General features: G+C 61.2%; 30 protein-coding genes and 2 pseudogenes. 14 read left to right on the top strand and 18 right to left on the bottom strand.

The features are described 5' to 3' along the window. The 3 genes and pseudogenes from IVB32_RS29060 to IVB32_RS29050 form a co-directional block, all read right to left on the bottom strand. Positions 1–422, bottom strand: a pseudogene (locus IVB32_RS29060) (DNA polymerase III subunit delta'); the annotation flags it as partial. Then, positions 419–1,105 carry a dTMP kinase gene (tmk, locus tag IVB32_RS29055; RefSeq protein ID WP_018457857.1) on the bottom strand — a complete coding sequence of 229 codons (687 nt, stop codon included), beginning with the start codon at positions 1,103–1,105 and terminating at the stop codon, positions 419–421. The pseudogene IVB32_RS29060 and the gene tmk, both read right to left, overlap by 4 nt. Positions 1,106–1,107: 2 nt before the next feature. Continuing rightward, positions 1,108–2,370, bottom strand: a complete 1,263-nt coding sequence (locus IVB32_RS29050) for a D-alanyl-D-alanine carboxypeptidase family protein (RefSeq protein WP_247412157.1) — start codon at positions 2,368–2,370, stop codon at positions 1,108–1,110. A 151-nt stretch (positions 2,371–2,521) separates the two neighbouring features. Between IVB32_RS29050 and IVB32_RS29045 the strand changes: the two genes are divergently transcribed. After that, complete coding sequence (locus IVB32_RS29045) at positions 2,522–3,478, top strand: alpha/beta hydrolase (protein WP_247296743.1); 957 nt, start codon at positions 2,522–2,524, stop codon at positions 3,476–3,478. Here the strand turns inward: IVB32_RS29045 and IVB32_RS29040 are convergent. From IVB32_RS29040 to IVB32_RS29030, 3 genes are all read right to left on the bottom strand, one after another. Continuing rightward, entirely contained in the window at positions 3,472–4,407 is a 936-nt protein-coding gene (locus IVB32_RS29040; protein ID WP_247296742.1) for a septal ring lytic transglycosylase RlpA family protein, read from the bottom strand. The two genes, IVB32_RS29045 and IVB32_RS29040, sit on opposite strands and share 7 nt — an antisense overlap. A gap of 672 nt (positions 4,408–5,079) precedes the next feature. Then, the gene (locus IVB32_RS29035) at positions 5,080–5,394 is read right to left on the bottom strand and encodes a hypothetical protein (RefSeq protein WP_018457862.1); all 315 of its coding nucleotides are present in this window, start codon (positions 5,392–5,394) and stop codon (positions 5,080–5,082) included. A 41-nt stretch (positions 5,395–5,435) separates the two neighbouring features. Beyond that, complete coding sequence (locus tag IVB32_RS29030) at positions 5,436–5,753, bottom strand: DUF1476 domain-containing protein (RefSeq protein ID WP_026233455.1); 318 nt, start codon at positions 5,751–5,753, stop codon at positions 5,436–5,438. Between the two features lie 238 nt (positions 5,754–5,991). On the opposite strand from IVB32_RS29030, the gene IVB32_RS29025 reads away from it, so the two are divergent. Further along, entirely contained in the window at positions 5,992–6,216 is a 225-nt protein-coding gene (locus tag IVB32_RS29025; protein WP_247296740.1) for a hypothetical protein, read from the top strand. A 49-nt stretch (positions 6,217–6,265) separates the two neighbouring features. On the opposite strand, the gene IVB32_RS29020 is transcribed toward IVB32_RS29025, so the two are convergent. The 4 genes from IVB32_RS29020 to IVB32_RS29005 form a co-directional block, all read right to left on the bottom strand. Next, entirely contained in the window at positions 6,266–6,457 is a 192-nt protein-coding gene (locus tag IVB32_RS29020; RefSeq protein WP_018457865.1) for a hypothetical protein, read from the bottom strand. 129 nt (positions 6,458–6,586) lie between these two features. Next, entirely contained in the window at positions 6,587–7,282 is a 696-nt protein-coding gene (locus tag IVB32_RS29015) for an endonuclease/exonuclease/phosphatase family protein (RefSeq protein WP_039800285.1), read from the bottom strand. After that, on the bottom strand, positions 7,282–9,309 hold the full coding sequence (locus tag IVB32_RS29010; protein WP_247296737.1) for a VTT domain-containing protein: 2,028 nt from the start codon (positions 9,307–9,309) through the stop codon (positions 7,282–7,284). Before IVB32_RS29010 ends, IVB32_RS29015 begins: the two co-directional genes overlap by 1 nt. A gap of 186 nt (positions 9,310–9,495) precedes the next feature. Further along, positions 9,496–9,792 carry a hypothetical protein gene (locus tag IVB32_RS29005; RefSeq protein ID WP_018457868.1) on the bottom strand — a complete coding sequence of 99 codons (297 nt, stop codon included), beginning with the start codon at positions 9,790–9,792 and terminating at the stop codon, positions 9,496–9,498. A gap of 307 nt (positions 9,793–10,099) precedes the next feature. Between IVB32_RS29005 and IVB32_RS43145 the strand changes: the two genes are divergently transcribed. Then, positions 10,100–10,306: a hypothetical protein gene (locus IVB32_RS43145; protein ID WP_007591053.1), complete on the top strand. Its 207-nt coding sequence runs from the start codon at positions 10,100–10,102 to the stop codon at positions 10,304–10,306. A gap of 41 nt (positions 10,307–10,347) precedes the next feature. Here IVB32_RS43145 and IVB32_RS29000 read toward each other — a convergent pair whose 3' ends face one another. After that, entirely contained in the window at positions 10,348–11,091 is a 744-nt protein-coding gene (locus IVB32_RS29000) for a DUF2786 domain-containing protein (protein ID WP_018457870.1), read from the bottom strand. 517 nt (positions 11,092–11,608) lie between these two features. Between IVB32_RS29000 and IVB32_RS28995 the strand changes: the two genes are divergently transcribed. Both IVB32_RS28995 and IVB32_RS28990 read left to right on the top strand, forming a co-directional pair. Then, positions 11,609–11,788, top strand: a complete 180-nt coding sequence (locus IVB32_RS28995) for a hypothetical protein (protein ID WP_085385231.1) — start codon at positions 11,609–11,611, stop codon at positions 11,786–11,788. A 14-nt stretch (positions 11,789–11,802) separates the two neighbouring features. After that, positions 11,803–12,051, top strand: coding sequence for a hypothetical protein (locus tag IVB32_RS28990; RefSeq protein ID WP_018457872.1), 249 nt, complete (start codon positions 11,803–11,805; stop codon positions 12,049–12,051). Positions 12,052–12,252: 201 nt separating this feature from the next. On the opposite strand, the gene IVB32_RS28985 is transcribed toward IVB32_RS28990, so the two are convergent. Together IVB32_RS28985 and IVB32_RS28980 are read right to left on the bottom strand one after the other, a co-directional pair. Further along, the gene (locus tag IVB32_RS28985) at positions 12,253–12,417 is read right to left on the bottom strand and encodes a hypothetical protein (RefSeq protein WP_198957648.1); all 165 of its coding nucleotides are present in this window, start codon (positions 12,415–12,417) and stop codon (positions 12,253–12,255) included. A gap of 330 nt (positions 12,418–12,747) precedes the next feature. Next, positions 12,748–13,083, bottom strand: a complete 336-nt coding sequence (locus IVB32_RS28980; protein WP_018457874.1) for a hypothetical protein — start codon at positions 13,081–13,083, stop codon at positions 12,748–12,750. 630 nt (positions 13,084–13,713) lie between these two features. Here IVB32_RS28980 and IVB32_RS28975 point away from each other — a divergent pair. The 5 genes and pseudogenes from IVB32_RS28975 to IVB32_RS28955 all read left to right on the top strand — a co-directional run bounded on the left by IVB32_RS28975 (position 13,714) and on the right by IVB32_RS28955 (position 18,304). Further along, a complete protein-coding gene (locus IVB32_RS28975) occupies positions 13,714–14,250 on the top strand; it encodes a hypothetical protein (protein ID WP_085358631.1) in 537 nt (178 codons plus the stop codon). Positions 14,251–15,330: 1,080 nt separating this feature from the next. After that, positions 15,331–15,947 (top strand): annotated as a pseudogene (locus IVB32_RS28970) (NYN domain-containing protein). A 1,110-nt stretch (positions 15,948–17,057) separates the two neighbouring features. Continuing rightward, on the top strand, positions 17,058–17,324 hold the full coding sequence (locus tag IVB32_RS28965) for a hypothetical protein (protein ID WP_247375900.1): 267 nt from the start codon (positions 17,058–17,060) through the stop codon (positions 17,322–17,324). A gap of 396 nt (positions 17,325–17,720) precedes the next feature. Beyond that, positions 17,721–17,951 (top strand): hypothetical protein, encoded by a 231-nt coding sequence (locus IVB32_RS28960; protein ID WP_247375898.1) that lies wholly within the window; start codon positions 17,721–17,723, stop codon positions 17,949–17,951. Positions 17,952–18,124: 173 nt separating this feature from the next. Then, the gene (locus IVB32_RS28955; RefSeq protein WP_247375897.1) at positions 18,125–18,304 is read left to right on the top strand and encodes a hypothetical protein; all 180 of its coding nucleotides are present in this window, start codon (positions 18,125–18,127) and stop codon (positions 18,302–18,304) included. Positions 18,305–18,362: 58 nt separating this feature from the next. Here the strand turns inward: IVB32_RS28955 and IVB32_RS28950 are convergent, their stop codons facing one another. Next, positions 18,363–18,563, bottom strand: coding sequence for a hypothetical protein (locus tag IVB32_RS28950; protein WP_247375895.1), 201 nt, complete (start codon positions 18,561–18,563; stop codon positions 18,363–18,365). A gap of 1,821 nt (positions 18,564–20,384) precedes the next feature. Here IVB32_RS28950 and IVB32_RS28945 point away from each other — a divergent pair. Beyond that, on the top strand, positions 20,385–20,579 hold the full coding sequence (locus IVB32_RS28945; protein ID WP_247375892.1) for a hypothetical protein: 195 nt from the start codon (positions 20,385–20,387) through the stop codon (positions 20,577–20,579). Between the two features lie 133 nt (positions 20,580–20,712). Here IVB32_RS28945 and IVB32_RS28940 read toward each other — a convergent pair whose 3' ends face one another. Beyond that, the gene (locus IVB32_RS28940) at positions 20,713–20,904 is read right to left on the bottom strand and encodes a hypothetical protein (protein ID WP_247375890.1); all 192 of its coding nucleotides are present in this window, start codon (positions 20,902–20,904) and stop codon (positions 20,713–20,715) included. Between the two features lie 898 nt (positions 20,905–21,802). On the opposite strand from IVB32_RS28940, the gene IVB32_RS28935 reads away from it, so the two are divergent. Next, positions 21,803–22,537: a hypothetical protein gene (locus tag IVB32_RS28935; RefSeq protein WP_247375888.1), complete on the top strand. Its 735-nt coding sequence runs from the start codon at positions 21,803–21,805 to the stop codon at positions 22,535–22,537. 52 nt (positions 22,538–22,589) lie between these two features. Beyond that, complete coding sequence (locus tag IVB32_RS28930) at positions 22,590–22,868, top strand: hypothetical protein (RefSeq protein ID WP_247375886.1); 279 nt, start codon at positions 22,590–22,592, stop codon at positions 22,866–22,868. Between the two features lie 23 nt (positions 22,869–22,891). Here IVB32_RS28930 and IVB32_RS28925 read toward each other — a convergent pair whose 3' ends face one another. Beyond that, positions 22,892–23,389 carry a hypothetical protein gene (locus IVB32_RS28925; protein WP_247412149.1) on the bottom strand — a complete coding sequence of 166 codons (498 nt, stop codon included), beginning with the start codon at positions 23,387–23,389 and terminating at the stop codon, positions 22,892–22,894. A gap of 189 nt (positions 23,390–23,578) precedes the next feature. Continuing rightward, positions 23,579–23,788, bottom strand: coding sequence for a hypothetical protein (locus IVB32_RS28920; protein ID WP_247412148.1), 210 nt, complete (start codon positions 23,786–23,788; stop codon positions 23,579–23,581). A 554-nt stretch (positions 23,789–24,342) separates the two neighbouring features. Here IVB32_RS28920 and IVB32_RS28915 point away from each other — a divergent pair. Continuing rightward, positions 24,343–24,522, top strand: a complete 180-nt coding sequence (locus IVB32_RS28915) for a hypothetical protein (protein ID WP_247412147.1) — start codon at positions 24,343–24,345, stop codon at positions 24,520–24,522. Positions 24,523–24,889: 367 nt separating this feature from the next. On the opposite strand, the gene IVB32_RS28910 is transcribed toward IVB32_RS28915, so the two are convergent. Next, positions 24,890–25,093: a cold-shock protein gene (locus IVB32_RS28910; protein ID WP_085348421.1), complete on the bottom strand. Its 204-nt coding sequence runs from the start codon at positions 25,091–25,093 to the stop codon at positions 24,890–24,892. Between the last annotated feature and the right edge of the window lie 418 nt (positions 25,094–25,511).

Genomic DNA, 25,511 nt, shown 5'->3' with positions numbered 1-25,511 from the left:
CGCCAGCCTTCGGCTGTCGCGGTCGAGCCGAAGAAACCGATCGTCTCGCGCGTTTCGTCCACGGTGATCACGGTGCGCATTACGCCGCGGTCGTTGGCGGTGCGCTCCAGCGTCAGCAGGCCACCGTGCGAACTCGCAGCAACCTGCCGTGCCACGGCGTGATCGGGATTGATGGCGAGGTCTTCGGCGCGCTGCACGGAAGGCGCCAGCGGCTGGCCGTGAGCGAGCACGAAGCGCGCCATCCGATACGCCAGCGTCGCCTTGCCGATGCCTTGCGGCCCGCCGATCAGCCAGGCGTGCGGGATGCGCCCGCTGCGATAGGCGGCGAGCAGCGCGGTCTCGGCCTCGCGATGGCCGAACAGAACGCTCGTCTCGCGCGGATGAGACATGGCAGTTTCGCGCTCGGTCTGACGCGGGCTCATATGGACACCACCGTTGCCGGCGTCGGGAGCAGGCGATCACGCATCGCGATCCAGATGCGTCCGGCAACCGTGTCGGGATCGGAATTGGCGTCGATCAGCACGCAGCGCGCGGGATCGTCCGCCGCGATCTTGCGATAGGCTTCGCGCAGGCCCTGATGGAAACCGAGCTTCTCGGCCTCGAACCTGTCCGGCGTGCCGCTGCCGCGGCGCGCGGCCGCGCGCTGCAGGCCGATCTCGACCGGCAGGTCGAGGATGATGGTGAGGTCCGGCTTGAGATCGCCGATCGTGACCCGCTCCATCGCGTTGATCAGCGCGGCCGGCACGCGGCCGAGGCTGCCCTGATAGGCCCGCGTCGAGTCGGCGAAGCGGTCGCACAGCACCCACGTGCCCTGGTTGAGCGCTGGCTGAATCACGGTGTGGACATGATCGTCGCGGGCGGCCGCGAACAGCAGCGTCTCGGCTTCGGGTCCGAGCAGCTTGCCCATGCCTGACAGCACCAGATGGCGCATGATCTCGGCGCCCGGCGAGCCGCCCGGCTCGCGCGTGACGAGGATACGCATCCTGGCGGCCTTGAGACGGTCGGCGAGCTTCTTGATCTGGGTCGACTTGCCCGTCCCCTCGCCGCCTTCAAAGGTGACGAAACGCCCGCGTCCGGACGGCCACTTTACCGCGCTTTCACTCATGATCAGAGCTTCTCGGCGCCCGCACGGAACATGCCGATCACCAGCTCGCTGGCGCCGTCGATCGCGCGGCGCACGGTCGAGCCGGTGCCGATCGCGTCAGCGGCATAGACCGGCGTCTCCACTGCGATGTTGCCGCTGCGCCAGACCCTGACCAGCCCGACCTTCTGCCCGGCCTCGACCGGCGCGCGCACCGGGCCGTTATAGACGACGCGCGCGATCAGCTTGTCGCTGCCGTTCTTGTGCACCATCACCTTCACGGGCGTCTTGGCGACCAGTTTGACCGAGCGGCTCTCGCCGCCGAACACCTTGGCGTAGCCGACCGGCTGATCGGCCGCGATCAGGGTGCGGGTCTCGAAATTGCGAAAACCCCATTCAAGCATCTTCTTGGCTTCGGTCGCGCGATCGTCGGGGTCTTCCAGCCCGTTAATGACGACGATCAGCCGCGTGCCGTTCTGCACCGCCGAGCCGACCATGCCGTAGCCGCCTTCCTTGGTGTAGCCGGTCTTCAGACCGTCGGCGCCTTCCATCGAATTGAGCAGCGGATTGCGGTTGGGCTGGCGGATCTTGTTCCAGGTGTATTCCTTCTCGCCGAACAGTTTGTAGAATTCGGGGAAGTCGAGAATGATGTGCCGGGCGAGAATGCCGAGCTCGCGCACCGTCATCTTGTTGGCGGGGTCCGGCAGGCCGTTGGAATTGCCGAAGGTCGATTTCGTGAGGCCAAGCTCGCGAGCTCGCTTGGTCATGAAGTCGGCGGCGAAAATCCGCTCGCTGCCCGCCATGGCCTCGGCCAGCGCAATGCAGGCGTCGTTGCCGCTCTGGATGATCGCCCCGTGCAGGAGATCGTCGACCGTGACCTTGCTGTTGATGGCGGCGAACATGGTCGAGCCGCCGGAGGGTGCGCCGCCCTTGCGCCAGGCGTTCTCGCTGATCCGGTATTCGTCGGTCAGCTTGATGTCGCCCTTCTTGATGGTGTTGAAGACGACCTCGGCGGTCATCAGCTTCATCATGCTCGAGGGCGCGCGGAGCTCGTCGGCGTTCTTCTCGAACAGCACACTGCCGCTGGAGGCCTCGATCAGGATCGCGGTCGGGGCGTCGCCGTCGAAGCCGGAATCATCTGTTTTCTTGGCGCCCTGGACGCTCTGGTTGGCGGCGTAGAGCGCCCCGCTCCAGCCAATGGCCGCCACCAGAGCCGTCGCGATCAGCCCGCGCGCCAGCGCTCCGGCGGTAAACCGGGTGCGCCTAAACGAGGAAAGATGAAATTCCATGGCCAAGCCCTGAGAGCGGCGTTCTAACAGTTGGAGCCGGTGCAAACAACACGGGGTGGCCGCTTGTCCCGAGATTGCACGATTCTCGTCCCGCCCCTATCGTGGCACCTCAGATTTTCTGACCAAACCCCTGAAACAAGGCGGAAAAGCGATGTCATCCACCCGCGTGATCAAGGCCAACGGGATCGACCTGTTCATCCGTGAAGCCGGTCAGGGGCCGCTGGTGGTGCTGTGCCACGGCTGGCCGGAACTCTCCTACTCCTGGCGCCACCAGATCCCGGCGCTGGCGCAGGCCGGGTTTCGCGTCGTCGCCCCCGACATGCGCGGCTATGGCCAGAGCTCAGCGCCGCCCGAGGCGACGGCCTATTCGATCTTCGACACGGTCGGCGATATCGTCGGCCTCGTGCAGGCGCTTGGCGAGACCAAGGCCATGGTGGTCGGCCACGACTGGGGTGCACCGGTGGCTTGGCACGCGGCGCTGTTCCGGCCCGACATCTTCACGGCGGTCGCCGGGCTGAGCGTGCCGCCGCCGTTCCGCGGCCGCGGCAAGCCGCTCGATCTCCTGCGCCAGGGCGGCATCACCAATTTCTATTGGCAGTATTTCCAGGCGCCCGGCGTTGCCGAAGCCGAGTTCGAGCGCGACGTCGCGCGCACCATGCGCATCGTGCTCGGCGGGCGCGGCCTTGCCGATCCCTCCGCAGCCATGTTCGTGCTGGAGGGCAAGGGATTCCTCGGCCACGGCAACCCGGAGGAGCCTGTGCCGGCCTGGCTCACCGAGACTGACCTTGCCTATTTCACCGAAACCTTCCGCAAGTCCGGCTTCCGCGGCGGGCTGAACTGGTATCGCAACCTCGATCGCAATTGGGAGCTGACGGCGCCCTGGCAGGACGCGCAAATCCATCAGCCGTCGCTCTTCATTGCCGGTTCGAAAGACGCCGTCATCACCGGCCTGATCGGAGCCAAGCGCGTCAACGAACTCGAGCGCGTGCTGCCCAATCTGAAGCGAAAGCTGATCATCGAGGGCGCCGGCCATTGGGTCCAGCAGGAGCGGCCCGACGAGGTGAATGCGGCGTTGATGAGTTTCCTGAAGGAAAGCGCGGCTCAGTAGAGGCCGCGGCCGCTCAGGATGCCGCGGGCCTCGGCAGCGCCATCCGAAGCGTAGGCGCCGGACGGAGTGCTCTCGGTCGCATAGCGGCCGTCCCCGTCATAGGACACGGCGCGCGCGTTCTGGAGCGCCCGGCCCCGGTTGCGGCTCGAGGCCGACATTTCCGAGGTCGCACTGAGTGAAGCCATGTCGGCGGAGGTGTTGCCGAGATTGTAGGGCCGTCCCTCCGGCGTCGGAACTTCGCCGCGCATGGCGCCGCGGTTCGACGATGGCAGCTCCGGCACGAAGGGTCTCGCCGAGGCGACCCGGACCATCGACGGTGACGGCGCCGGGGTCCCGGTGCGCAAGGTGGCCATCAGCTGGCGGTCGTCGGAGCCTTCCAGCGGCGCCCGGCCGACATACTCGACACGGACCTTGGCGATCCCATTGCCTTTGAATTCAAGCAGTTCGGCGGCCTTGTTCGAGACGTCGATGAGCCGGTTGCCGTGATAGGGCCCGCGGTCATTGACGCGGACGATCAGCGACTTGCCGTTCGAGACGTTGGTGACCCGCGCATAGGACGGCATCGGCAGGGTCGGATGCGCCGCGGTCAGCGAGCCCATGTCGAACACCTCGCCATTGGCGGTCAGGCGGCCGTGGAAATCGTCGCCGTACCAGGACGCCATGCCCTCGGCGCGGTAGTTGACGTCCTCTTCGGGCACATAGGTCCGGCCACCCACCACATAGGGCTTGCCGACGCGATAGGCGCCGCCGCCCTTCGGGACCGGATCGCCCAAAGCCACGACCCGGGGGCTCGAGGACACGCCGTATTTCGGATCGACCCGGCTGGCGAATTTGTTGGAGGAGGCGCAATTGGCGAGCGCAAGGCAGGTCGCGGCCATCGCAGCAGCGCGCGCGGCCCGCAAAACCGAATCTGACCGTCGGATCCCCATTCGCCCCAAATACCACTTTGCCGGAGGCGTACCTAACCCGCTTTGGCTACGGGTAGCGCTGTCCGGTCCTTTGCTCCGAGGCGGCCCACCACCGCGTCGGAAGTGGTAACGATAACGCAACCCGAACACGGCGGAAATGGGGAGCGCACGGCGTTCACGCCGGGATGGTAAACAGGGGGTATGCGCTCGCCCCGTTGAACTACGGGGCGCCGGTGCCCTGCTCTGTGCCACGCCTGGACATTCTGTTGCGCCAAATCCTCACTCCACCCCCATTGTCGCGCCGCTCACTGGAATTCTTTTGACTGTGCAAGGCCGCCCGCGTTTTCTCGCGTGCAGGGCGGAATGGAATGAGACGATGATCGAGACGGTTTCGGCACTGATGGGTTTGGTAAGCGCGGGGATCTTCCTGGCCCATGCGTTTGAAGGTTACCGCACGAGGGCCTGAGGCACTCGCGCGGACGGCAAGCATCACCCTTTCAAGACGGCGCGTTCGGACATTTTTAATCGATCCGATCGAGCATCGCAGACGAGAGCGGCAGGTGTCCCATGCGCAACCATGACCTCGTATCCGATGGCTTCCTGGCATTGACCGCCGGTGGTCTGGTCCTGCTGTGCTCCAGCCTCGTGGCATTGGCCTTCGCCTGAGCACCCAGCACTTCCCGAACAATACGCTTACCGCAGTCCAAGCAGCGAACGCCGATAAAGACTGTCACGGGCTTCGCTCAGGCAGACGAAGCTGCCGTCAAAACCCTGGCCGTACCGCTTCTGGCCTTTGCCGTAATAGACACCTTTGCTGAAATCGAGCCAGACAACCCGGTCGTGCGGGCAATGACGCTGCGCCTGCGCCTCGTAGCGAAATGGCGTCAGCGGCGTGGCCGATACCTCAGCGCCGCTGCAGCCGACCAGGATCGCAGCAGCGAGTGCGATCGCGCCGGCCCATTTGCCGAGGCTGCTGCAAGATACTCCGCAAGATATTCCGCAAGTCACCGCCCGCCTCCCGATCCCAGCCGTCGAGGGCCGGCTTGCTTTCACTTGTCCGCTTCGAGTTGCAACAACGCATGGTGCAAGCATTCCTGAAGCCTGGCTGCGACCTGTTCGCGTGCGACGCCTTTGGCGGCAAGATCGCCTGCCACCTTGTCGAGGATCTCATCCATCGACTGGCTCTCCAGATGGTCCGTCACCAACGCGGTCGCGTAGCCGGCCGCGGCATCGCCGCTGAGGCCGAGCTGGGTTGCGGCCCAGAGCCCGAGCAGCTTGTTGGACCGGGCCGTGGCCTTGAACATGAGCTCCTCGTCGTGGACGAATTTGGCCTCAAAGCCCTGCTCGCGCTTGTCGAACGTGGTCATGGTCAGCTCCATTGTCGTTTGCGCTGATCGGGATCGGACTGGCTGGAAGCGAACGTCTCCGTGGTTCAATTCAGGGTCGTTGGAAGCTTCCGGCGGAAGCCAAACGCCGTCAAGCCCGCTGGGCGTGCCCAAGGCACCCACCAGCTCTACGCCAGCCAACCCGGCTAGGCAGAGATGTTTACTGTTCATTAAGCAGACTCAGCGCCGGCATGGCGCCGGGGACATCGAGAGCTGACGCATGAGCAAAGAACTGCGGGAGTTTCGACGGCTTGAACGGGTCTGCCTGGAGCAGGCAGCTCTCTCCACCATGGACCTCGCGCGAGGCGGGTTGCTCAAGGTCGCTGACGATTGTCGCGTCGCAGCCGAAGCGATCGAGGCGCAATCGCCTCGCAGACCTTTCGCAAGTGCCGTTCAGGCGCTGAAGCAGGCGTTGAGCGTGACCCGCATCCCTCACCGGCACTGAGACCGGCGCTCGCGGGCAAGGACATCCTTGACGGGGCGACCGCGTACGGTCAGCCCTTCGCCTCCGTCTGTTCACGTGCCAACCGTTCGGCCCTTAGCCGTTCCTTGTTGGCATAAAACGCCTTCTGCGCAGCTTCATGATCGCGCATGGCTTTTTCGGCTTCGACACGGCGTGTCGCATCGCGCGCCTGCCGCTGCTCGGGAGTCAAGGGCTTGCGCCGGTAGGAAATGTCTTCCGTCATGGCCAGATAATGCTGAGGTGAGGAAAGAGTTCCTCGTGGTCCCGCTGAGCGGCACTGCGGGCCGACTGCATGTTGTGCGAAAACAACCCCATGCACAGTAGCCAAGTCCTTCTGCAGACAGCACTTTTTTTATCGCACTTTCGATGCGTTTGATCCCGCAGGGATCTCGATGTCTGCAATAACAGGCAAATGGTCTGAATAGGCCCTCGCGCCTTCGTCGGTCCAAACCTTCCCGATCGGGCTGTCGGACGTCGCATAGATCCGGTCAAGCCGCAGCAGGGGCAAATGCGACGGGAAAGTTCGCAGCCGCGTACGGTTTGGGCAGACCTGCGCGAGCACGCGCCGCACCGATTTGATCCAGAACCAGTCGTTGAAATCCCCGAGGACGACGGTCCTTCCAGGTTTCACCAGGCTCACCAGCGCCTGAGCCTGCGCGTGGCGCTCGTGGATGCTCAGGCCGAGATGCGTGGCCACCACGCGAACATCGCCAACCGGTGTCAGCAGTCCCGCGGCGATCGCTCGGCGCGGCTCCCGCTCACGATACGACACATCGACGATCTCGGGCGGGCCGGAGAATGGAAAGCGGCTCAGGAGCGTCTGGCCGTAGTCGCCATCGGCCGTGACGATCGACTTGGCGTGAACACCGTGATCGCCGACAACGCTCGCCAGCTTCGCAAACGGATCGTCCGATCGCGATCGCGAATCCACCTCCTGAAGCGCGACGACATCGGGAGCCCATTTGCGAATGATGGAACAGATCCCTTCCAGATCGAACTTCGGATTGAGATTGAAGGTGCCATGCACATTCCACGTCATGAAGCGCATCAGCGCCTCCCGGCGAGCCACGTCGCGACGAATTGCGCGCCGGCGCAGATCGCGAGCCAGCCCAGGAACGCCAGTGCGAGCAGCAACATGTTGACCCAGGACGCGTTCCTGGCGAGATCAGCGATCTGAGCCCCCAAAACTGCCATGGCGAGAATGCCGGGCGTCATGCCTAGCAGCGTTCCGACCAGGAAGTCACGCAGAGGCAGCGTGCTCGCGCCAGCCACGACATTCACCACTGAGAACGGCGCGATCGGGATCATCCGGATGACGACGACAGCCAGAATGCCCTTGCCGACAACGCGTTCCTGGATGCGCGCGGTACGTCGCCCCAGCAAATGCTGGAGACGTTCGCGGCCGAGTGCCCGCCCGATCGCAAACAGGACAAAGGCGCTGAGCGAGACGCCCGTCATGGCGGTGACGAAGCCCAGCCATGGTCCGAGTGCGGCAGCAGTTGCCGCAATGAGCACGAGAACCGGAAACACCACCAACCCGCCGACGACGAAAGCTGCAATCGCGAATGGCGGCCCCCAGATGGAGTGCGCGTAGGCAGACAGGAATGTCGACATTCGGCCCGCGTCGGCGAAATCGCTCAAGGAGGTGTACGACCAGGCCATCGCGAGGCCGAAAAGCGCCACGGCTATCGAGACGATCCCGATGATTGTCTTCGTGCTCCACATGCGCGATGCCGCCCGCTCCAGATGAAGAGGCGCCTCAGGGTCCGCCACCGGCTGAACCATCGTGGCCAGAGCGCTTGTCAGGACCGAGGATTCCACGTCCCGCAGCGCCTTCGTCCCGCTTGCGACGTCGTCCAGGAGCGCAAAAAGACGATCTTCGTTTTGCGCGACGGTCTGTTCATCGAGACCGCAGAAATGGGCGATTAGGCGACGGCGGACCGAGGCGATGAACTCCCGATGCTCGTCTGATGCGGCTTCGAAAATCAGGTCACATTCGCTATCGGCACCCATCGATCGATTGTTCAAATTGGCCGAACCGATCCTCAAGATCCGATCGTCGACGATCATGAGCTTGCTGTGCACCATCACGGCCGCTTCCGTATCCCCGTTCCCCGAGACCGGGTAGACGAAGCGGATGCGATCGGCGACGCCGGCCGAACTGAAGCAATCGATGAAAGCGCCCCGGCCGTTCTGCATCGCTTGGGATTCCAGCCATGAGGAGTGCAGTTTTGGGGTGACGATCAGAACCCGAAGCGAAGGCACGCGCAGCATCTGCTCCGCCAATTCGCGCGCGATCTTGGTGGCGCTGGTGAACTGGTTCTCGATGTACACGAATTTCGTCGCGGACCGCATCGCTGCAATCAGCGAGCGTTCGACCTCCCGGAGCGTCGAACCTGCCGGACAAACCACCTCGGTCCTGGCGATACCCACCGGAATATGTTCAGCCTCGACCGGCACAATCGCCGGCCAGCGCAAGCTTTTCAGCGGGCGCCGATCATCAATCTGTTGGCCCGCCGCGCGCCAGCGTTGCTCCACGAGGTCGAACAACTGCGCCGCCGCATCCCCATCGACCACGCATTGAACGTCATGAAACGGCAGGTATGGCTTGCCCTGGGGATCACAGCGCGATGCGTGATCGGCGCGATGATCACTGGTGTCCCAACGCCTGATCGTCAGATCGAGCCCGCCGACGAACGCCAGTGAACCATCGACACAGACGATCTTCTGGTGTTGGGCCGACCCAAAGGGAAGCGTGGCATCCAGGTGAAACCGGACGCGGCCATCTGTGTCGGCGGTAAATTTGGCCGCGGAATTCCATTCCCTCTCGGAGGCGTAGAACGAGACGAAGTCCCAGACGAGAATGTTGATGTGCAAGGTGGGACGGCGGTGGACCAGCGCGCGCAAGAATGGGCCGAGTTGCTCCGGCAAGCCATCATCCGCTCGCCCGGACTCGCCGACCAGCCTGGTCTCACTATGGATATCCCACCCGACGATATAGACGAGGTCCTGCGCCTGCAGCAGGGTCTGCCGCAGGGCCGCGAAATAAGCGGCAGCATCGTTCAGAACCGCCACACGCCGCGCCTCGCACCGCCGCCAGACGGTGTCGCCGGGGATCAGGGTCGATGAGCTCTGAAGCAGGGAGACCTCGCAATCTGCGTTCGCGTTGAAACGCACTGACCGCGCAAGGGGTTCCCCGACTCAGAACCAGAGTGGCCGTTCAGCGTGCGCGGATTCCGGCGCCACAGTCGCCCATTGCCGCTACTTGGTTCGGACAGTCTTCGCACCTGCGCCTTTCAAGGCGTCCGCGATCTTCTCAGGCGCATCGCCGTGAAAATCCACGGAGACCTCGATCCGGCCTTCCAGCTTCTGGTGTCCCTCCGGCGCAGGCGCGGCCTTGGCGTCAGGACCGGCCGGGCGTGTCCCCGACGTGTTCGCGCCACCGACGGGCTGGACGAAGACGTCGCTTCGCGGCACGCCGCATTCCTGCACGACATGCTCAACCGCAAGCTCGGCGCCGCGGCGCGTGTCGAATTCTCCGATGATCGTACTTTCCAAGGGCGCCCTCCATGGCTGGACGAGAGTGCCAACAACGGGTCAGCGAGGGCCAGGTTCCTGAACCCGCGGGCGGTTAGAACCGAACGATCCCGAACAGAACAAGCAGCGCGAGAGTGATCAACCCGGAGACCAGCAGCGAGCCGAGACATCCCAGCCGGTTCGAGAAAAAGAAGAACATACCTCGCCCATCCCATAGCTTCGTGACGAGCTAAGTTCTCCCATTCGACAGCGTTCCTGGAGGCGCTTTGGGGCGCGCGAACGAGGACCAATCCAAGAACCAATCGTTTCGCGGGACGTTGAGTCCGCGATGTCAGACGCTTTTGATTATTTCCGAGCGCACGCGGTCCGAGCCCTTTGCAAGGCCCGGGCGATGCCGCGCGGACGAATGAAACATCTGCAAACCGTCGTGGCCCGGATCTACCACCTGCTGACCAAGGAGGCTGCGTATGGGCCCAACCTGCAGCACATGGACGACTTCCGGGCAGCCCAGAAGCTCGAGAAGTCGATCGACTGAACTGCAATGACGGTGACGCTGCACGCCCTCCCCCGACGCGCTCAGCTCCCTTTGGGAGCGGTCCTTGACTGCGACCCTGCAAGCCCGGGATTGATGGCCAGCGACGCGCCGGCGGCGCCGCCGGCTTCATAGGCCGTCATCGACACCATCCGGCTGCTGCTGCGCTGGGTCCGCATCTTCAGGTCGAGCTTGTCGAACTCCGCATCGACCACCGACGTCTTGAGAACCACCAGCCCGCGGCCGGTGCTTTCGTTGATCTGATCGCGACTGGCCTTGATCGCCACCAGCCTGTCCGCGATGGACCCCACCATCCCGAGCGCGAAGGAGGCATTGGCCAGATGCCGCTCCTGGTGCCGGAACCTGCTGTAGTCGACCGAGGTCTTGAAGCGGCCGAGCTCGGCGCGGACGGCGCCGTCGATCAATTCGGCCAGATAATGCGCGACCTCGATGTCCGCGCCGAGGCCGAAGAACACATAGCTGCTCTCGCCGGCCGTGTTCTTCTCGCGCCAGACCCGACAATCGCAGAAACGAGCGATCGCCCCGATGCAGTCGTCCAGGGGAATTCGCTTCTTGCGAAAAGTCTCGTAGACCTTCCGCTCGCACGGCGACGCCCGCAGTTCGACGTCGGACAGCGACAAATCGTGGCGATCCAGCAGTTCGGCGACCTTGGCGGCCGCAGACAGCGCCTCGTCCTCGGTGCAGCCATTGGCGATGGTCTTGGAACGCAACGCCTGAATGCGGAGCTTCAGCTTGTCGAGTGCAGCTGGATTGGATGTCTGATTCACCGATCACCTGTCCGGGTAAACCCGACGGATAGAACCCGGTCGGATAGACCGGCGGAAGGGGTCTCTTGTCAACTGTATTGATCTTCGACTTTTTTCGAACGGACCTCACTCCTTCTACGTGCGGTGCACGACCTCGCGGCACTGACCATAGAATGCAGAGACGAGGCTTCACTACAATCGCGCTCTCGCTCGATTTCCACCGCAACTGACAAATCACTGTCGGGAGCAGACCACCACAAGCCGAACGGGGTTGCGTGAGCGCCTTGGCTTTGGCGGCGGCGTCGTGTTCACAGTATTTCGAGCTTGCAGCCAGCCGGCTTTGATCCCTGCGCTTGTTGAGGTTAGCCGCAGCAGAGTGGTGGATTGAAGGACGCACTGATCAAGGCCGTCGATCGGTTTTGTGCCGCGACACATAGGGACTGGACCCGCTGTTAAGGTTTAGCGGTCAGGTTAACCCCAGCGAACGTTTGGCTGAGAGCGTCGAACTCGATATGACCTCGAATAGAGGAATATTCGAATGTCCAATAGAACCGCATTTCAAACTGCAGATGCAGACGAGCCCCACAACTTTTTTGATCTCGTCATTCCCCTCACCTTCAGCGCTGTAGCCCTCCTGGCCACAGCTGTTTCGCTGGAGGCGATTGGGTTCATCGCTTGGCAGCCATCCACCTTTCTGGTTGCCTATATCTTTGACTGACGCGATTGGCTGGCATGAGCGAATTCGAAGGCCTCTCTGACCACTTCATTCTGCGGATGCACGAGTTCATTCGCCAAGAGGTTCAAGCAGATAGGCTAGCCGGCGCGCGTTTTGTCGGATTGCCAGCGAGGCTGCGCGCGGAAGCTCTTGCACGGGAAATCGAGCGACGCGGCTTGTTCTGCACGGCAATTGACTGGCCTCAGCATCTTGAGCCTGGAGCGGACAAATACGCACTGACCATTGGACACCGGAAGACGATCTAAAACTCATCGTGCTCACGGCGCGACGCGTCCCGATGACCGGATTGCTCGCCTGCCAGACCGCAATCGCAAATGTCGATCCGCGATCGATTGCGACTCCTGCGGACCTGCATCGTGAACAAGAGAATGCCAAAGCTCCCGCGTAGCGGCCTCGGTCTAACCAGTCCCCGGCCCTTCCGACCCCGGGGCCGTCTGTCCATCAGCCTACCGCCGCGTTGCGCCTCGCGCAGCTAACTCCCGATCCAGATCTTTCAAGCGCTCAAGCAGGTTCTCGACGATCTCCATGCAATCGGAAGGTCCCAACGATTGCACGCCGCGCGCCGCTAGCTCGCGCTCCAACATGGCGGCTATAATGATTTGAATGCTCACGAATTCTCCGCCGACTTCGCCTCCGAGACGGTACGGCTCAACTTAGAAATGGGTTTCGCTAAAGCGAAAGGCCGCAGGGTGGTTCCAGCCCCCACTGCGGCCATCCCGGGCAAATTAGAAACTGGTACTTAAATCTCGCCGGTGTTCTCACAGTAGAACACCGTGTTCCGAAAAAGGATTCCGTAAGACTACCGGAATTCGGGGTGGCCCGGATTGTCACTCGGGTTTGGAAATGGCACCGCTTCCTTACTAGGGCCCATGCTCATTGCGGATGAGAGCGCCGGGAGCGACGCTGGGCTGGTACGTAGACTTCCCAGATTCCGGAGGTCGCTACCGCCACAGCCGGCGCGTGACGTTGAACAACGCCGCAAGCGGGACGCCTACCAACACACCCAGCATGCCGTACGATGTGACCAGCAGCGCAGCGCTAAGCGGCCCTGCGCTTGTCGCAAATCCGTAAGCTGCGCCTAAGCCTCCCAGCGTCACGGCAAAGACGACCATGTTGCGGTCGTTGCGCGCCTCGATGTTATAGACCGGGGGCCTTTTGCGGTGAAGAACGGGAGGACCGAACGGCACCTTCGAGCCGCAATTTGGACAGGCCGACGCACTCGGTGAAACCGGGTGGTCACAGTCGTGGCAATCGATCAGCTTTTTGGTCTGTCCCATGCCGCAAATCGTAGCGGCGGAGCGGCCAGTCCACAAGTTCGGCAGCTACTCCCAGCACACCGTCCTGCATGACCACAGCAGGGCCGCTCTGATCCTCCAGCATTCTCCGCGCTTGACCGGCTTGAAAACCTGCGCGCCGCGCGGAAGGTTGACCAGCTCGGGACCTTTCTCGCCCACCATGGCGAGTCCACTCGGGGCCGAACTGGTGCCGCTTGCGAACATGGGAATGGAGAGGCCGCCCGCTCCGGCGCCGAGAGCGGCACCAGACCACGTGGGCACGCTGCTGGAGCCCGCGCTGCCACCAAGCCCAAGCAACGAACCCAACCGTTTTAGATCAAGCGCTTCTTCGACACAGAAAGACGGATTAGGGCACTATTGGACTAGGAGGTGGCGGAATGGGGCCCGGTCAACCTCGCTGAATCGCTCGTCTTTTCCACCTGCGCCGAGAACAATCTACGGTCCTATCCACGGTTAGTCTCGCAACCTCACGACCGAACTTTTCGGCCATCTTAAGCAGCGCGCCGGCCTCGCCTGGCACCCTGCTCTCCTCCACCAGGTCGCGGCACAGTCGCTCCATTGCCGGGAGTTCGTCGGTGTCGTGCTGATCTCGCCCCATGCGGGCGATCAATCATGAACGTATTCGTCGGCGCAGCAGCAGCCTCCGTAGCCAGCATGCCTCTAGAAGCGCTGGCCTCGCCGCTTCCAGCCAGCGTGCCAAAGCTTGCCTTCGATGGCTCCCAATGCGGCGACGCAATGCGCGAGGCCTATTACAAGCTCGATGAAGCGAACGAGGCCTTGAAGCTGACGGCTGCGGACTTCCAAAGGGTATGGAAGGCTTGCGGCGAATGGCAAAAAGCCAATCCGCAGCCGGGCGCCCACCGCGCTCACAAGAAGTATTGCCGGCGCTACGATAAGCACATGGACGAGATCAACTATGATGCGGTCTTCGATGCGCATCAGAAGGCGCGCGACGCCTTCAAGGCCGCACAACTTGCCTTGGCGAACGTCAAGGTCCGCGACCTTGCCGAATTGTGCCTCAAAGCTTGCATGATCTATGTCTTTGAGGACGTCAGGCAGCCGCACCTACGCCATGTCGATCCGGTGATTTCAGTTTCCGTCGCGATGGATCTGGCCGCAATGGCTGCCCCGACGAAGGGCGAAGCCTGAGCCTCCAGGCCCGCCGGTTCACGGCGGGCCCGTTGTTCTCCGGGCGAGAACAGATTGCGCTAATAATAAATCTTCGTTTGTTCCTTGCGCGTGTATTTATAAGCGGAACACGTAGAAGTACGTTGCCTTAGTTGGCGGCCGTATGCGCCGGTTCACGCTGGCGGGCCTTTGCGAACCCATCGTTACGTTGGCTTTCGCAAGCTCGTGGAGCTCAGCCATTGCTGAATATGCAGCGCGTTCTCACTGAGCTGCGCGGCCTTCAAAAGAGCTTCCCGCTTTGGCCCCGGAGGCGTTGCTTCGGCCCGGGTTCGAGCGGCGCTCGCCATTTGAGTTAGGCGTTCAGTGAGAGAAGGGATGAGCTTGACCATAGATGGCTCCGCGTATTTGGCGGGAGCACGTGGCTCTCAGTCACCGATATATGCCGTGATGGGCCGGTGATGGAATTACTAGGCGCCGGTTCCGCAAGAATAGATAGTCAATTCGCCGTAGGTTCTCGGCCCTTCAGAGGACCCCTGTTGCCTCACCTGGCGGCCCTTCGCGCCGCCTCAACATGGCGGGGCTTTCCTGTAGTTGCCGGCGATCTCCAGCAGCGCCGCGCGCTCTACCGGATCGTCAGTCTGGGCCGCCAACGTGCGGCAGATTGACTCAATGTCGGGCTCGCGATAGCGCGCGCTGATTGTACGTTCGATTGTGCGCTGGAGCCAATCTACAAGTCTAAGTAGCTGATTTTGCTGGTGTTTTGGCGGAAGGGGTGTCTGTCAAACCTTGCTGAAGTCGCACGCCTTTTCCGCCTACATCGAAGAGCAATCTACGGTCCTGCCCACGGTTATATCTCGCAGCCGCGCGATCGTAGTTCTCGGCTATTTCCAGCAGCGCGCCGGACTCGCCGGGCACCCTGCTCTCCTCCGCCAGATACGCTCCACGAGTGAGCTCGTCGATGTCGTGCTGATGCCGCCCCGTGCGGCCGATCAGACTCCTGCCGTCGGCGGCACGCCTTGTTGCTCAATGCGGTTCTAATCCGTGTCGCCGTCCCGCAATGATTCCAGTAATGTGCGCTGTTTTACGGAAAGCGTGGACTGAATGTCACCAATCCCGACCGACAAGATCGCGCTCTTTATCGACGGAGCCAATCTCTACGCGACGGCGAAAACTCTGGGCTTCGACATCGATTACAAGCGCCTGCTGAAGGAGTTTCAGAGCCGCGGGACGCTGCTTAGGGCGTTCTACTACACCGCGATCATCGAGGATCAGCAGTACTCCTCGATCCGGCCGCTGATCGACTGGCTCGACTACAACGGCTACACCGTCGTCACCAAGGCGACCAAGGAGTTCATCGACGCCTCCGGCCGCCGCAAGGTCAAAGGCAACATGGACATCGAGCTCGCCGTGAACGTGATGGAGCTCGCCGACACATCGACCAGATGGTGCTGTTCTCGGGCGACGGCGATTTCCGGTCCCTGGTCGAGGCCGTTCAGCGCCGCGGCGTGCGGGTCACCGTGATTTCCACGATCGCGAGCCAGCCGCCGATGATCGCCGACGAGCTGCGCCGCCAGGCCGACGTCTTCACCGACCTCGTCGAGCTGCAGTCCAAGCTCGGCCGCGACCCGTCCGAACGCCCCGCCCCGCGCGATCGTGAAGCGCGTGGACACATGCCAAAGTTCTTGCAGGAACCGAAGGGAAACGACCCACACGACTAACTCTGAAGGCGGCGCCTCGCCTGCGAGCATGGCGGGGCGCCTTTGCCATCTTAACCTAGGTTAAAAATCGCATGGACACTGACCAAAAGTGAACTTAGTCACCGCCGAATAGATTTCGAGAAACAGCGGGCAGCGGCGATCGCGGAACTGTCCCCCAAGAAGGACCAAGGCGCCGCCTCGCCCTGGCGTGCCACTTGCCTCGGAATTGACTATCTAATCCTGTGGAATAGGCGCCTAGTGGATCCATCCGGCCCATCACGGCCTCTATCGGTGACTGAGAGCCCCGTGCTCCCGCCAAGATATGCGGAGCCATTTATGCCCATGCTCACCCCATCCCTGACAGAACGCCTCACCCAAATGGCGAGCGCCGCTCGCAGCCGGGCAGAGGCAACACCTCCGGGCCCCAAGCGGGAAGCTTTGCTAAAAGCCGCGCGCCTGAGTGAGAACGCCCTGCACATTCAGCAATGGCTGAGCTCCACAGGCTTGCGCACGCCAACGTAACGATGGCGCCCGCAAGGGCCCGCGGGTGACCCGGGGGCCAATGCACGGAGAGGTGCACTGAAACTACGCGCGCCTCCGTTCGTAGTATCAGTATCCGGGATTTTGTTGATCCCTCTCGGGGCTGGACTAAACCCATCGCCGCCGGGACAAGGTATTGTTTGCCCGGCGGCGTTATTTTCACTTGAGCGCGGATCGGCGGAGCTTCAGGCGACGCGACTTTTTCCCACCTACGACAAGCGGTAGCTGACGCGCGTTCCGAGCTACTAGGAATCGATAATTTGCGAAATACCTAAGATGCCGCTTTGCTGGCGGCATGCGCGCTCCTCGGCACACGAAATGGTCTGGACACTATCCGCCCTGCAGCCCTGCGGAATGGCTGGCTGACGGCCATGTGACCTGCAACATCCAATGCCTGAACGGCTGTTGCGATCGCAGGGCGGACGTGCGGCTCGACATACTCCCGCAAGATCAGCCCTGGTCGCGCGTCGGCCTTGCGCCTGGTCTGCTCAGCGTGCGGCGCCGCAGGATCTGTGCATATCGTCCCGAACTGGCATGACAGTCGCGGGCAAGTCAGGCCAAGCATGGGCGCCTGAGGTTTTGATTCCAGCGATGAAGCACGTCACCGAACGCCCTTTTGCCGATCCGGAAGTCGCCGCGCGTCAGCTCGTTCAGCTGGCTTCGGGCATCGAGCCGGTCCAGGACGGCAGAATCCATATCGAGAAGATCAACTACCCCTTCCTCTACACGCTCAACGCAAGCGGGGCAGAGTTCGGCGCCGGCATCAGGTGCGCAGTCGAGAAGGGCTGGCTAGAGCTGCACGAGAGCGGTACCTACGTGCGGCTGCCAGGATCTGCTGGCGCTCCGGTAGGAACCTAGCATCACTGCCCGGCTTGCTGTCTCGCTAGCTCTCTTCTTCGAGCTGGCGGAGCGGCCCCGGCCTTGACCCCCCAGGCAATCCAGCCGGGGCCGTCTCTAAGCCGCGCGGCCTTGCCGTACTCCGCGGGCTTGCTTGGGAACATAAAGCTGCGTCCAGAGTCTGCCCACGTAGTGGCGAGACGTGCCTATGACATCAAGACAAGATTCCGTCCGATGTCCCAAGTGCGACCGACCGACACGGGTTATGGAGCGCATTTGGAACCCAAAGCCACCCGGCTTCCTCCGGATCTTCGAATGCGAATGCGGCGAGTTAGTCTGGGAAGAACAGCTCCATGAGGGCGTGGAGGCGGGGCCTGAACAAACGCGCCCGCTCCTACACACGCCGACGGCCGGCAGATGAAGATTACCTTTGGCGACATGCGCGAGATGAGCCTGCGTGGCGTCCTGGTCTACTGCCATTGCGGTCACAAAGTTGCACTACGCGCCGATCGCCGGCCAGACGATGTTCGCTTGTCTGATATTGAACCACGGTTCGTTTGCGAAGGGTGCGGATCTCGCGGTGCCGACGTTCGGCCGGACTTCGACTGGAAGGCCAAAGCGCCTTTCGGTGGCTTGAGCTATCGATAGCCACTTAAAGACGGCCCCGGCCGTGGGGGCTTTTGAGGTGTGGGAGGCCGGGGCCGCTGGAGGTGCTGGACTGCGTCGGTCCAGCGACCCGAGCCTAGGAAAGTTCGGCGTTTCGCTCTGTTCGCTTTCACACCTTGGCAGTACAGTTCCCCTCGGGGAACGGAGTAGCTGCAATGAAAGACATGCAGGTTCAGTTGGAAAAGCTCCGCACAGATGCCGCCGAGTGCGCTCTCATCGGTGATTTGGCGACCGACCCGAAGAAACGAGAGCTGTTTCCGAGGCTGGCTGATCACCTGACGGTTCTCGCCTCAGAAGTTGAACGCGCAATCGCGGACAGCGTGAAGCACAATTGATGGCGATAGGCGGCGGCGGCCTTTCGAGGATCTGGTGAGAATTGGCGATTCCGGGTCTCTAAGGCTGGAGGGGTGGTTTTTGATTCGTATTTCCCTGCCACGGCTTCGAGTGCTCATGCTCAGCAATCCACTTGACCGCGTCGCCTTCCGAAATAAAGCCCTTGATTACTTCCGTTTCGCCATCGGGCCACAGAATATCCACCCCCCAGCCAAGTCCGGGATTTTTCCGAGCCATGAAAATTGGTCGCTGCTCGAACATCCGCCGAATATGCGCCTATGGTGCCCCGGTTCAAGCCAGCTATCCTGCCGCAATCAAACTATCGCACACTGTCCCCGCATCCGCCCGCCAAGCCGGGCCGGTTCGCTTCATGTGCAATGTCTAACCCCCGACGCGCAGTAGCTCGCGCGCGTTCCGGGGCGCTCATTGAGAGCGTGAGGCTGCTTGGTCATCCAAGGTTCAGGGAGGAACGTCTAAGCTTGGTTCGCGGGGATAGTCTCCGCTGGAGTAGCATGGATGAAATTCAAACTTACTCTTGCCGCCCTGTCCGTTCTCGGTGGGACCGCATTCACAATTGCAACGGCATCGGCAATGCCAGTTGCTCCGCTGGGACAATCCAACAACGTCGCGAACGTTGAGACAGTAGCAATGGTGTGCGGCCGGCACGGATGTGTCCGAACTCGCCCGGTCTATCGTCCCGCCTATCGCCGCGGCGTAGTCGTCGTCCGTCGGCCTTATGCCCATCGATACTATCGGCGCTACTGATTCAGAACTTTCGTTCACGCGAAAACCCCTGCCGGCGTAAACCGGCACACAGGAAAGAGGCCGCCAACTGAGGCGGCCTTACTTCTAGGTGTTCCGCTTATAAATACACGCGCAGGGAACAAACGAAGATTTATTATTATCGCGATCTGTTCTCGCCGGGAGAACAACGGGCCCGCCAGCGTGAACCAGGGCCGGTGCGTTGCTGGCCCGCCCAATTGCTTCACTCTCATCCACGCGGCCAATGGTGGCCGATTGGAGAGCAATCATGAAGTGCCCGAATTGTATCGACGGCTTCGTTCTGGTGATGCGTCCGCTCAGATGGGGCGCCCTATACCGCCACAACCTGTCTGCTCGGCGTGCCACGGCACAGGGCAGATGCGGGAGGACGATCAGACGAAGCCTCAGAAGGCCTAGAGAAGCACTAGCCCGCCCGTGTGAACCGGCGGGCCACTTACGCCGGCATTTTAGCTAGCGAGAAGCTTTCACACGCGCAGCATCTAGATCCGCCTTTATCTGCGGCATTGTCGCACCGGCGGGTTCTCTACTTGGGGGCGGCTCGTTGAGGTCTCGCGCCCATGGTGCCCCAGAGCGAATAGCTGACGGCGAGTTGGAATCAGTTGAATGCGCGCAAGCTGAGACGATGAGACCGCCGAGGGTCAGCGAACCTGCCCACATAAAGACCTGGATGCGCATGCCCATCCAACCGATTGCCCGAAGAATCGATCCTCAAATTATAGCACCAGTTCGCCCTGGGAGAGAGGCCCGCCAGCGTGAACCGGCGGGCCTTTGATGAGATTCAGCGGCGCCGACGTTCAAGACGCCATTTGGCGAACCTTGTGTCCGCGTCGGGACCGGCGAGGACAATGACAAGCAGGCTAGTGAGGTTCCGTGCCTCCCTGAGGAGATCTAGGGGCGGCTGGGTCATGCCATCGCTCCTTGCTGCCAGTCCTGCCTTCCGATCTGTTCGAGCAGGCCATCGAGGTCGCCAATGCCGCTCTCCGAGTGGTCTAACTCGTAGTCGCTGACTGACGCCACATGCCAAGCCTGTTGATCAGTATGGCCTTCCAGCGCGCCTAGTGAAGGTTCGTCATCCTCTGTCCGGGGAAATCCCGGTCGTCATTCAGCCGAGACCCCTCGACGCCAATCGAGTGGACATGTTGACCAAGCATGATGCGGCTATAGCACTGGTCCGGGTTCTGAGGCCCACGGACATGCTGCTCCTGATTTGCTCAAAAATCCATCCCCTTCCGGGGGGATTGCGCATCGGCGTTCTCCATGACAGGTGCCGCTCACAGCGGCCGAACTTAAGGAGAAGTCATGCACAGGTTCTGGGACACGTTAGCGCGCAACAAAGTTGCTCTGCTTTTGACCGGAATAATCGCCCTTCAGATCCTCACGTGGCGAGCCGTGCTCAAGGTTGAGGAGCACACCGATGACATCCGCTTTTCGGTCACGAGAAAAAGCCCTTGCGGCGAGAAGTATGCTCCCTGTCACGTGGTCGTCGACCCGTAGAGCCGAAATCCCGCGTTCTGGTATTGCTCACCGGGCGCGGTTGAGCTTCACTCGATCGCCATACCGATCGTGCGGAACGTTATTGGCAAAGGCCGCAGGCGCCGCAAGTGGTGACCTGCGGCCTCCACCAAGCTTAAGCAGCCCAGAGGCCGTGGGTCACGTTGTCACCACGTCTGCCGCCGCCGTCGTCAAAAATGGCTTCATCCAAAGCCAGCAGCAGGCTGTTGCCGAACTTCGCATACTTGGTTGGAAACAACTTGTTGTGCGCGGCCACGTAGGATTTCACCCGAGTTCTGACGTCTTCGCGCTTCAAAGCGCCCGTCATCAGGTCCTCGAAAATCGCCGCAACAACATCAATTTTATCGGAAAATTTTCCGGCAACATAGCAATGATCTTGTAGAAATCGTTGTTCTGTTCGCGAACGACATTGTTCCTAATTCGCTGATAGCGCAGCCGCTGACTGCGGCCGGCGGTGATCGATGCCCGGGCGACAACTACGGTGACGAGGTGCTCTATCTCGGGATCCGCGCGCCGGTATGCCTGCAACGATACGTGTCGGAGCAGATAGCCAGGGCTGCCGCTGTCCGTGATGCTGCTGATCGTAGCATTCGGGTCCTGCAGCGCCGTTTTGATCTGCTCTCCCTTTTCGGGGCGAAGAATGCCTCCCTTCGCATCGACTATCTTTCGGCACTCAAGGCAAAACCGGTACGGGTAGCCATCTCACCGGTAGATCCTTGCCCCTTCTAGCGAGTCGCCGCGATTACAATGCATCCTTCCTCGCAGGATGGGTGACTTGAGAGCGTCAGCGGCTTTTGCGTTTAGCTTCGCGAGCCGCATTGCCTCAACAGCCCACTCAGGATCCAACTCACAATGCTTTTTGAAGCGTTGCGGGGTCACCAAAGCGGGACCGCATCGCTTATCGCCCGACGTGATCTTTCGCAGCGTTTCGCCTCTCTCTAGTCGCCGCATGAACTCGTCGGCAAGTCCAGGTGTCATGCCGGGAGGCTCGTTCATCCACTTCCATCTGGCCGCACTACGCTCCTCATGTGATCGATATGCTTGGACACGCGACATGCTCGCCTCCACACAGCGCTTGATTGCGCTGTGGAAGAGCGTGCCTGAGTCGCGGCGGGTCAAAGGATGATTGGTGGCAATCCACCGGTTGCTGGCCTTGCGCTCTCGCTCTGGTTGCTGTTCGGTAAGGCTTTAATGGACCTTTTCAGATGCCTGTCCTGCCAATTCAACAGTTCCAAATAACTGACGAAATCGCTCCGCGCGACGCGGAGGCGCTAACGTCGATCAATGATGAAATTGTGCGGCTTTCGAAGCGGCGCCGACCAACGATTACTGTGGCCGGTCACCTGGCCCGATCGAAAATCGGATGGAAAATTGAGACCTTCGCAGAGGCTGTGCTCTATAGGGTCGTAGCGCTTGCCGAAGGGACGGCACTCTCCTGGAATCATGCGATGCCGCTACCGGCCTTTCTCTGCACACGAGCGCTCGTTGAAACTGTTGCTCTACTTGTCGATTTCGAAGGGCGCGTGTCCAAGCTACTCGACGCCGAGGATCTGGAGGGACTTGACGAACTCGCGATGAACAGGATTTTTTCCAGCCGCGACGAAGAATGGTTGAAGCAGTCTCCCGCGTTCAAAACGGTAAATGCGCTCACCCACGTTGAAAAGCTGGATAAGCTTTTGCCGGGGGCACTAAGCCATTACAATCGCTTGTCGGAGCGGTGCCACCCAAACTCCCTCGGTCATCATCAGATGTTTACGACGACCGACTACGGCAACGGCACCGTGACATATGACGCCGTGAAGGCAATGCGCGACGTTCCTGCGATAATCGCGGGATTGACGCTCTTGGCGGTCGCTGAACATTCGCTTAGAGAGCTGAGCCCCCTCTTCGAGCGAGTGTCAGAGCTACATCACCGGATGAACCCTTCACCCCGAGCCTGACTAAGCCCTGGGATTTGATTCGAATACTCCGCTGAACATCTAAGGAGCCAGAATGTCCGACGTCGATTGGGAAGTCGTTCGCAAATATCGTCTCTCAACCGAGCGGCCGCCCGAATGGCCGGAAGATGTATATGCGATCTCCGTAAAGGGTTCAGCATTGCTTGGAATCCACGAGAGATCCGGCAAACTTTATTGGGACGGAAAAGAGGTCGTTACACGCAACGCCATACGCTTGGGCACGGTTGAAAGATGGATCGCGATCTTCGCTGCGATTGGCACCTTTGGAACATTCTTGGTGAACGCGGGACGCGCTATGGGCAAGTGGTCGTAAAAGCCGCGCCAAACGCTTTCTGTCTAACGAACCTCAGAGCCATCGGGCAGCCCGACCTCAACATGAAAGTTCTCGCCTTCCTCGTCGCGAAGTCGGATTCCATGTAGCGGCGTAACGAACATCTGCTGTTGGGCGGAGTTGCCGAAGAGGCGGAAGTCGTTCCTTTTCAAAAAAGCGAATATCTCGCTGGCCAGGACATATGACTCGTGGCTTCCCATGGCGCCCCAAACAACCACCAGCTTATTTCTCGGCACTGCGTTGAGCAGGCCCGACTTTAAACTGTCGCCCATCACCCGCTGCGACGCGGCATTAACGTGGACATTCTGAGCGGTGATGCCGCCCGACTGGTTATGGGAGGTTACGTAAACGTTCCCCGTCGGCTTTGTTGACTCATTGCCCACAACCGCATCTTCCTTTGGTGGCATGCCTCTAAGCAGCCTTAGCCCAAACAAGCTAAGTACGAAGGCGCCGAGGGAGAATAGAAGGACCGGTATGTAGCCCCACTGTGTGAGATAGGCCAAGCAGCAACCACAACAGCCATCACCGCACCCCCAATGTAAGGCCAAACCTCCTTGAGGAATTCCAGGGACGCCGAAACGGCCTTTGCAACCGAGGTGTAGGTATCGATCCTTGAGGGCATGCCCGAGTGTACACGGGGGCGTCAGACAGAAGCAACATTGCCGCCCTCACCTCCACCGCTTCCGTCTGCCCTAGACCTTATGCCGCGCGATCTCGGCACCGTAGGCGTCAACCACGATCACGACTGTGCCCGCATCACGGTCGCAATCTGGATCGCTGGCGATATCGCGCGCGACACGGGCGCCGTATTGGAACGCCAACTCAGCGGAGCGAAATAGCTCTCCCACATCGTCCGCCTGTGTCTCGCCGTTGTGTAAAATCGGGAAGTAGTAACGTCGCATATCCGCGGCCCTCGTCTTTAAGACGCGATCATGTCCACACGTCGGGACGGCCCGCACCTGTCAAAAGCGACAGGGTCTTGGCAAGCGGATCACCGGGCACCCTCCTCACAGACCCCGCCGCGTGTGTCGTCGCACAAGGTCAGCTAGCGTTACCACGCTGTCTAGCGGGAGGCGTCGAGCGTTGTTGCTGCGGTCAACGCGCGCCAAACCTGGAACTCATCGTTTACGATCTTGACGTACGATGGCGCTCCGCAGCGCCTGTGCTGGCATGAATCGATGTCCAACGATCGACAAGAGATCCGCCCGTGGTCGCCTGAAGAAGAAGCACAACTACTTGCGCTACTCGATGAGGGCATGACTGCAACCGAGCTTGGCGAGCGCTTGGGTCGCAGTCGCCAGGCCGTCTACGGTCGGTTACAACGTTTCCGCAGGCAGCGAGGCCGAGTAAGCCGAACCAGCAGGCGCGCCTTCGCGCAATGGATCGGTTAAGTGCGCTGCTTGCGAACTGCGCATTATGTTGTTAGACCGCGCCCTCAAGATTGAAGGAGCGCCGCTTGCCTAAGAAGAAACAAGTAGTTCGTCGCGAGTGGACCACGTCCGACGTCAAGGAACTCAAGGCGCACTCAAAGGCACGAACGCCTGTCGTGAAAATAGCCAAGATGACCAAGCGAACCGAGGGCTCGCTACGTCAGAAGGCGCTCTACTTGGGAATTGGTCTGGGCCATCAGCGGTGATTGAAAGCTCGCTGGCTCACACAGAACCGACCTGCCGAATTTCGATACTGGTTTGACATCAATCTGACACGCTCGGGTGCAGATTATTCGTCTTGCGATGCGCCGCAGAACCTCGCGGCCTCGTGCTAGAGGTTGAGGGCTCGCTACCGCCAGCCCCGGCGGGCCCTCCCTCAGTCAGCAAGACTGACGTTTAAGTTTTCCATAAGTGTGACATCAACGACATTGCGCCCCCGCACTGTCGCTCTAGGCTTGTGTTGCCGGGGCTGGAATCAATATTTCACGTCTTCATTTTACCCGGCAGGCCGCAGTGGTCCGCCGCTGCGGCCTTTTCCTGTGGCGCCTATCTTCACGGCGCGTTTGGAGGGCCTCACCCCATCCGTAGATTTTCAGCCGAGTCTTTTCCGCGGTTGTTCACGACATCGAAGCTAACCTTGGCTCCCTCTGCCAAGGAGGTGTAACCAGCCTTCTCAACCGCTGAGATATGGACGAAGACGTCCTTGCCGCCGTTGTCAGGTTGAATGAACCCGTAACCCTTCGTCGGGTTGAACCACTTCACCGTCCCCATAGCCACTTAACTTCTCCATTTTTCAAAAACGAAAACTAGTATCCGAATCTCGACAAAAGCAAGGCTCGTGCGGACGCGCTTTCGCGCAATGGGTTGGATAGCCGATGGTCCTCCCCCGTCACAACACCCGCCATCTTCGCGCCCTTGATTGCAGCCGCAGCGCGCGGTGACGCCCTCCTGCCGGGACACAGGTGCTAATACAGGCATCCGGCGTGCGCCTGTACGACTGCCCAACCTGTAAGCGGTGGTTTGGCGGCATGCTAGCTGCCATAATTGTAAGCGCTGTTCAGCGGCCACCTACCCGATGACGGTGTGATCTGCGAGTCTGCGGTTCGGTTTCGACCGTTAGGCTTAGAATGGACACAGTGCATACTGCTATCACGGAGCCGGTGCGGCGGCTCGAGGTCTTCACCGGAGCCGGTCG

Source organism: Bradyrhizobium sp. 23, from assembly GCF_023073295.1.
GTDB classification, from domain to species: domain Bacteria; phylum Pseudomonadota; class Alphaproteobacteria; order Rhizobiales; family Xanthobacteraceae; genus Bradyrhizobium; species Bradyrhizobium canariense_D.
The sequence above is the reverse complement of the archived record's forward strand: the minus strand, read 5'-3'. Positions and strand labels throughout refer to the sequence as shown.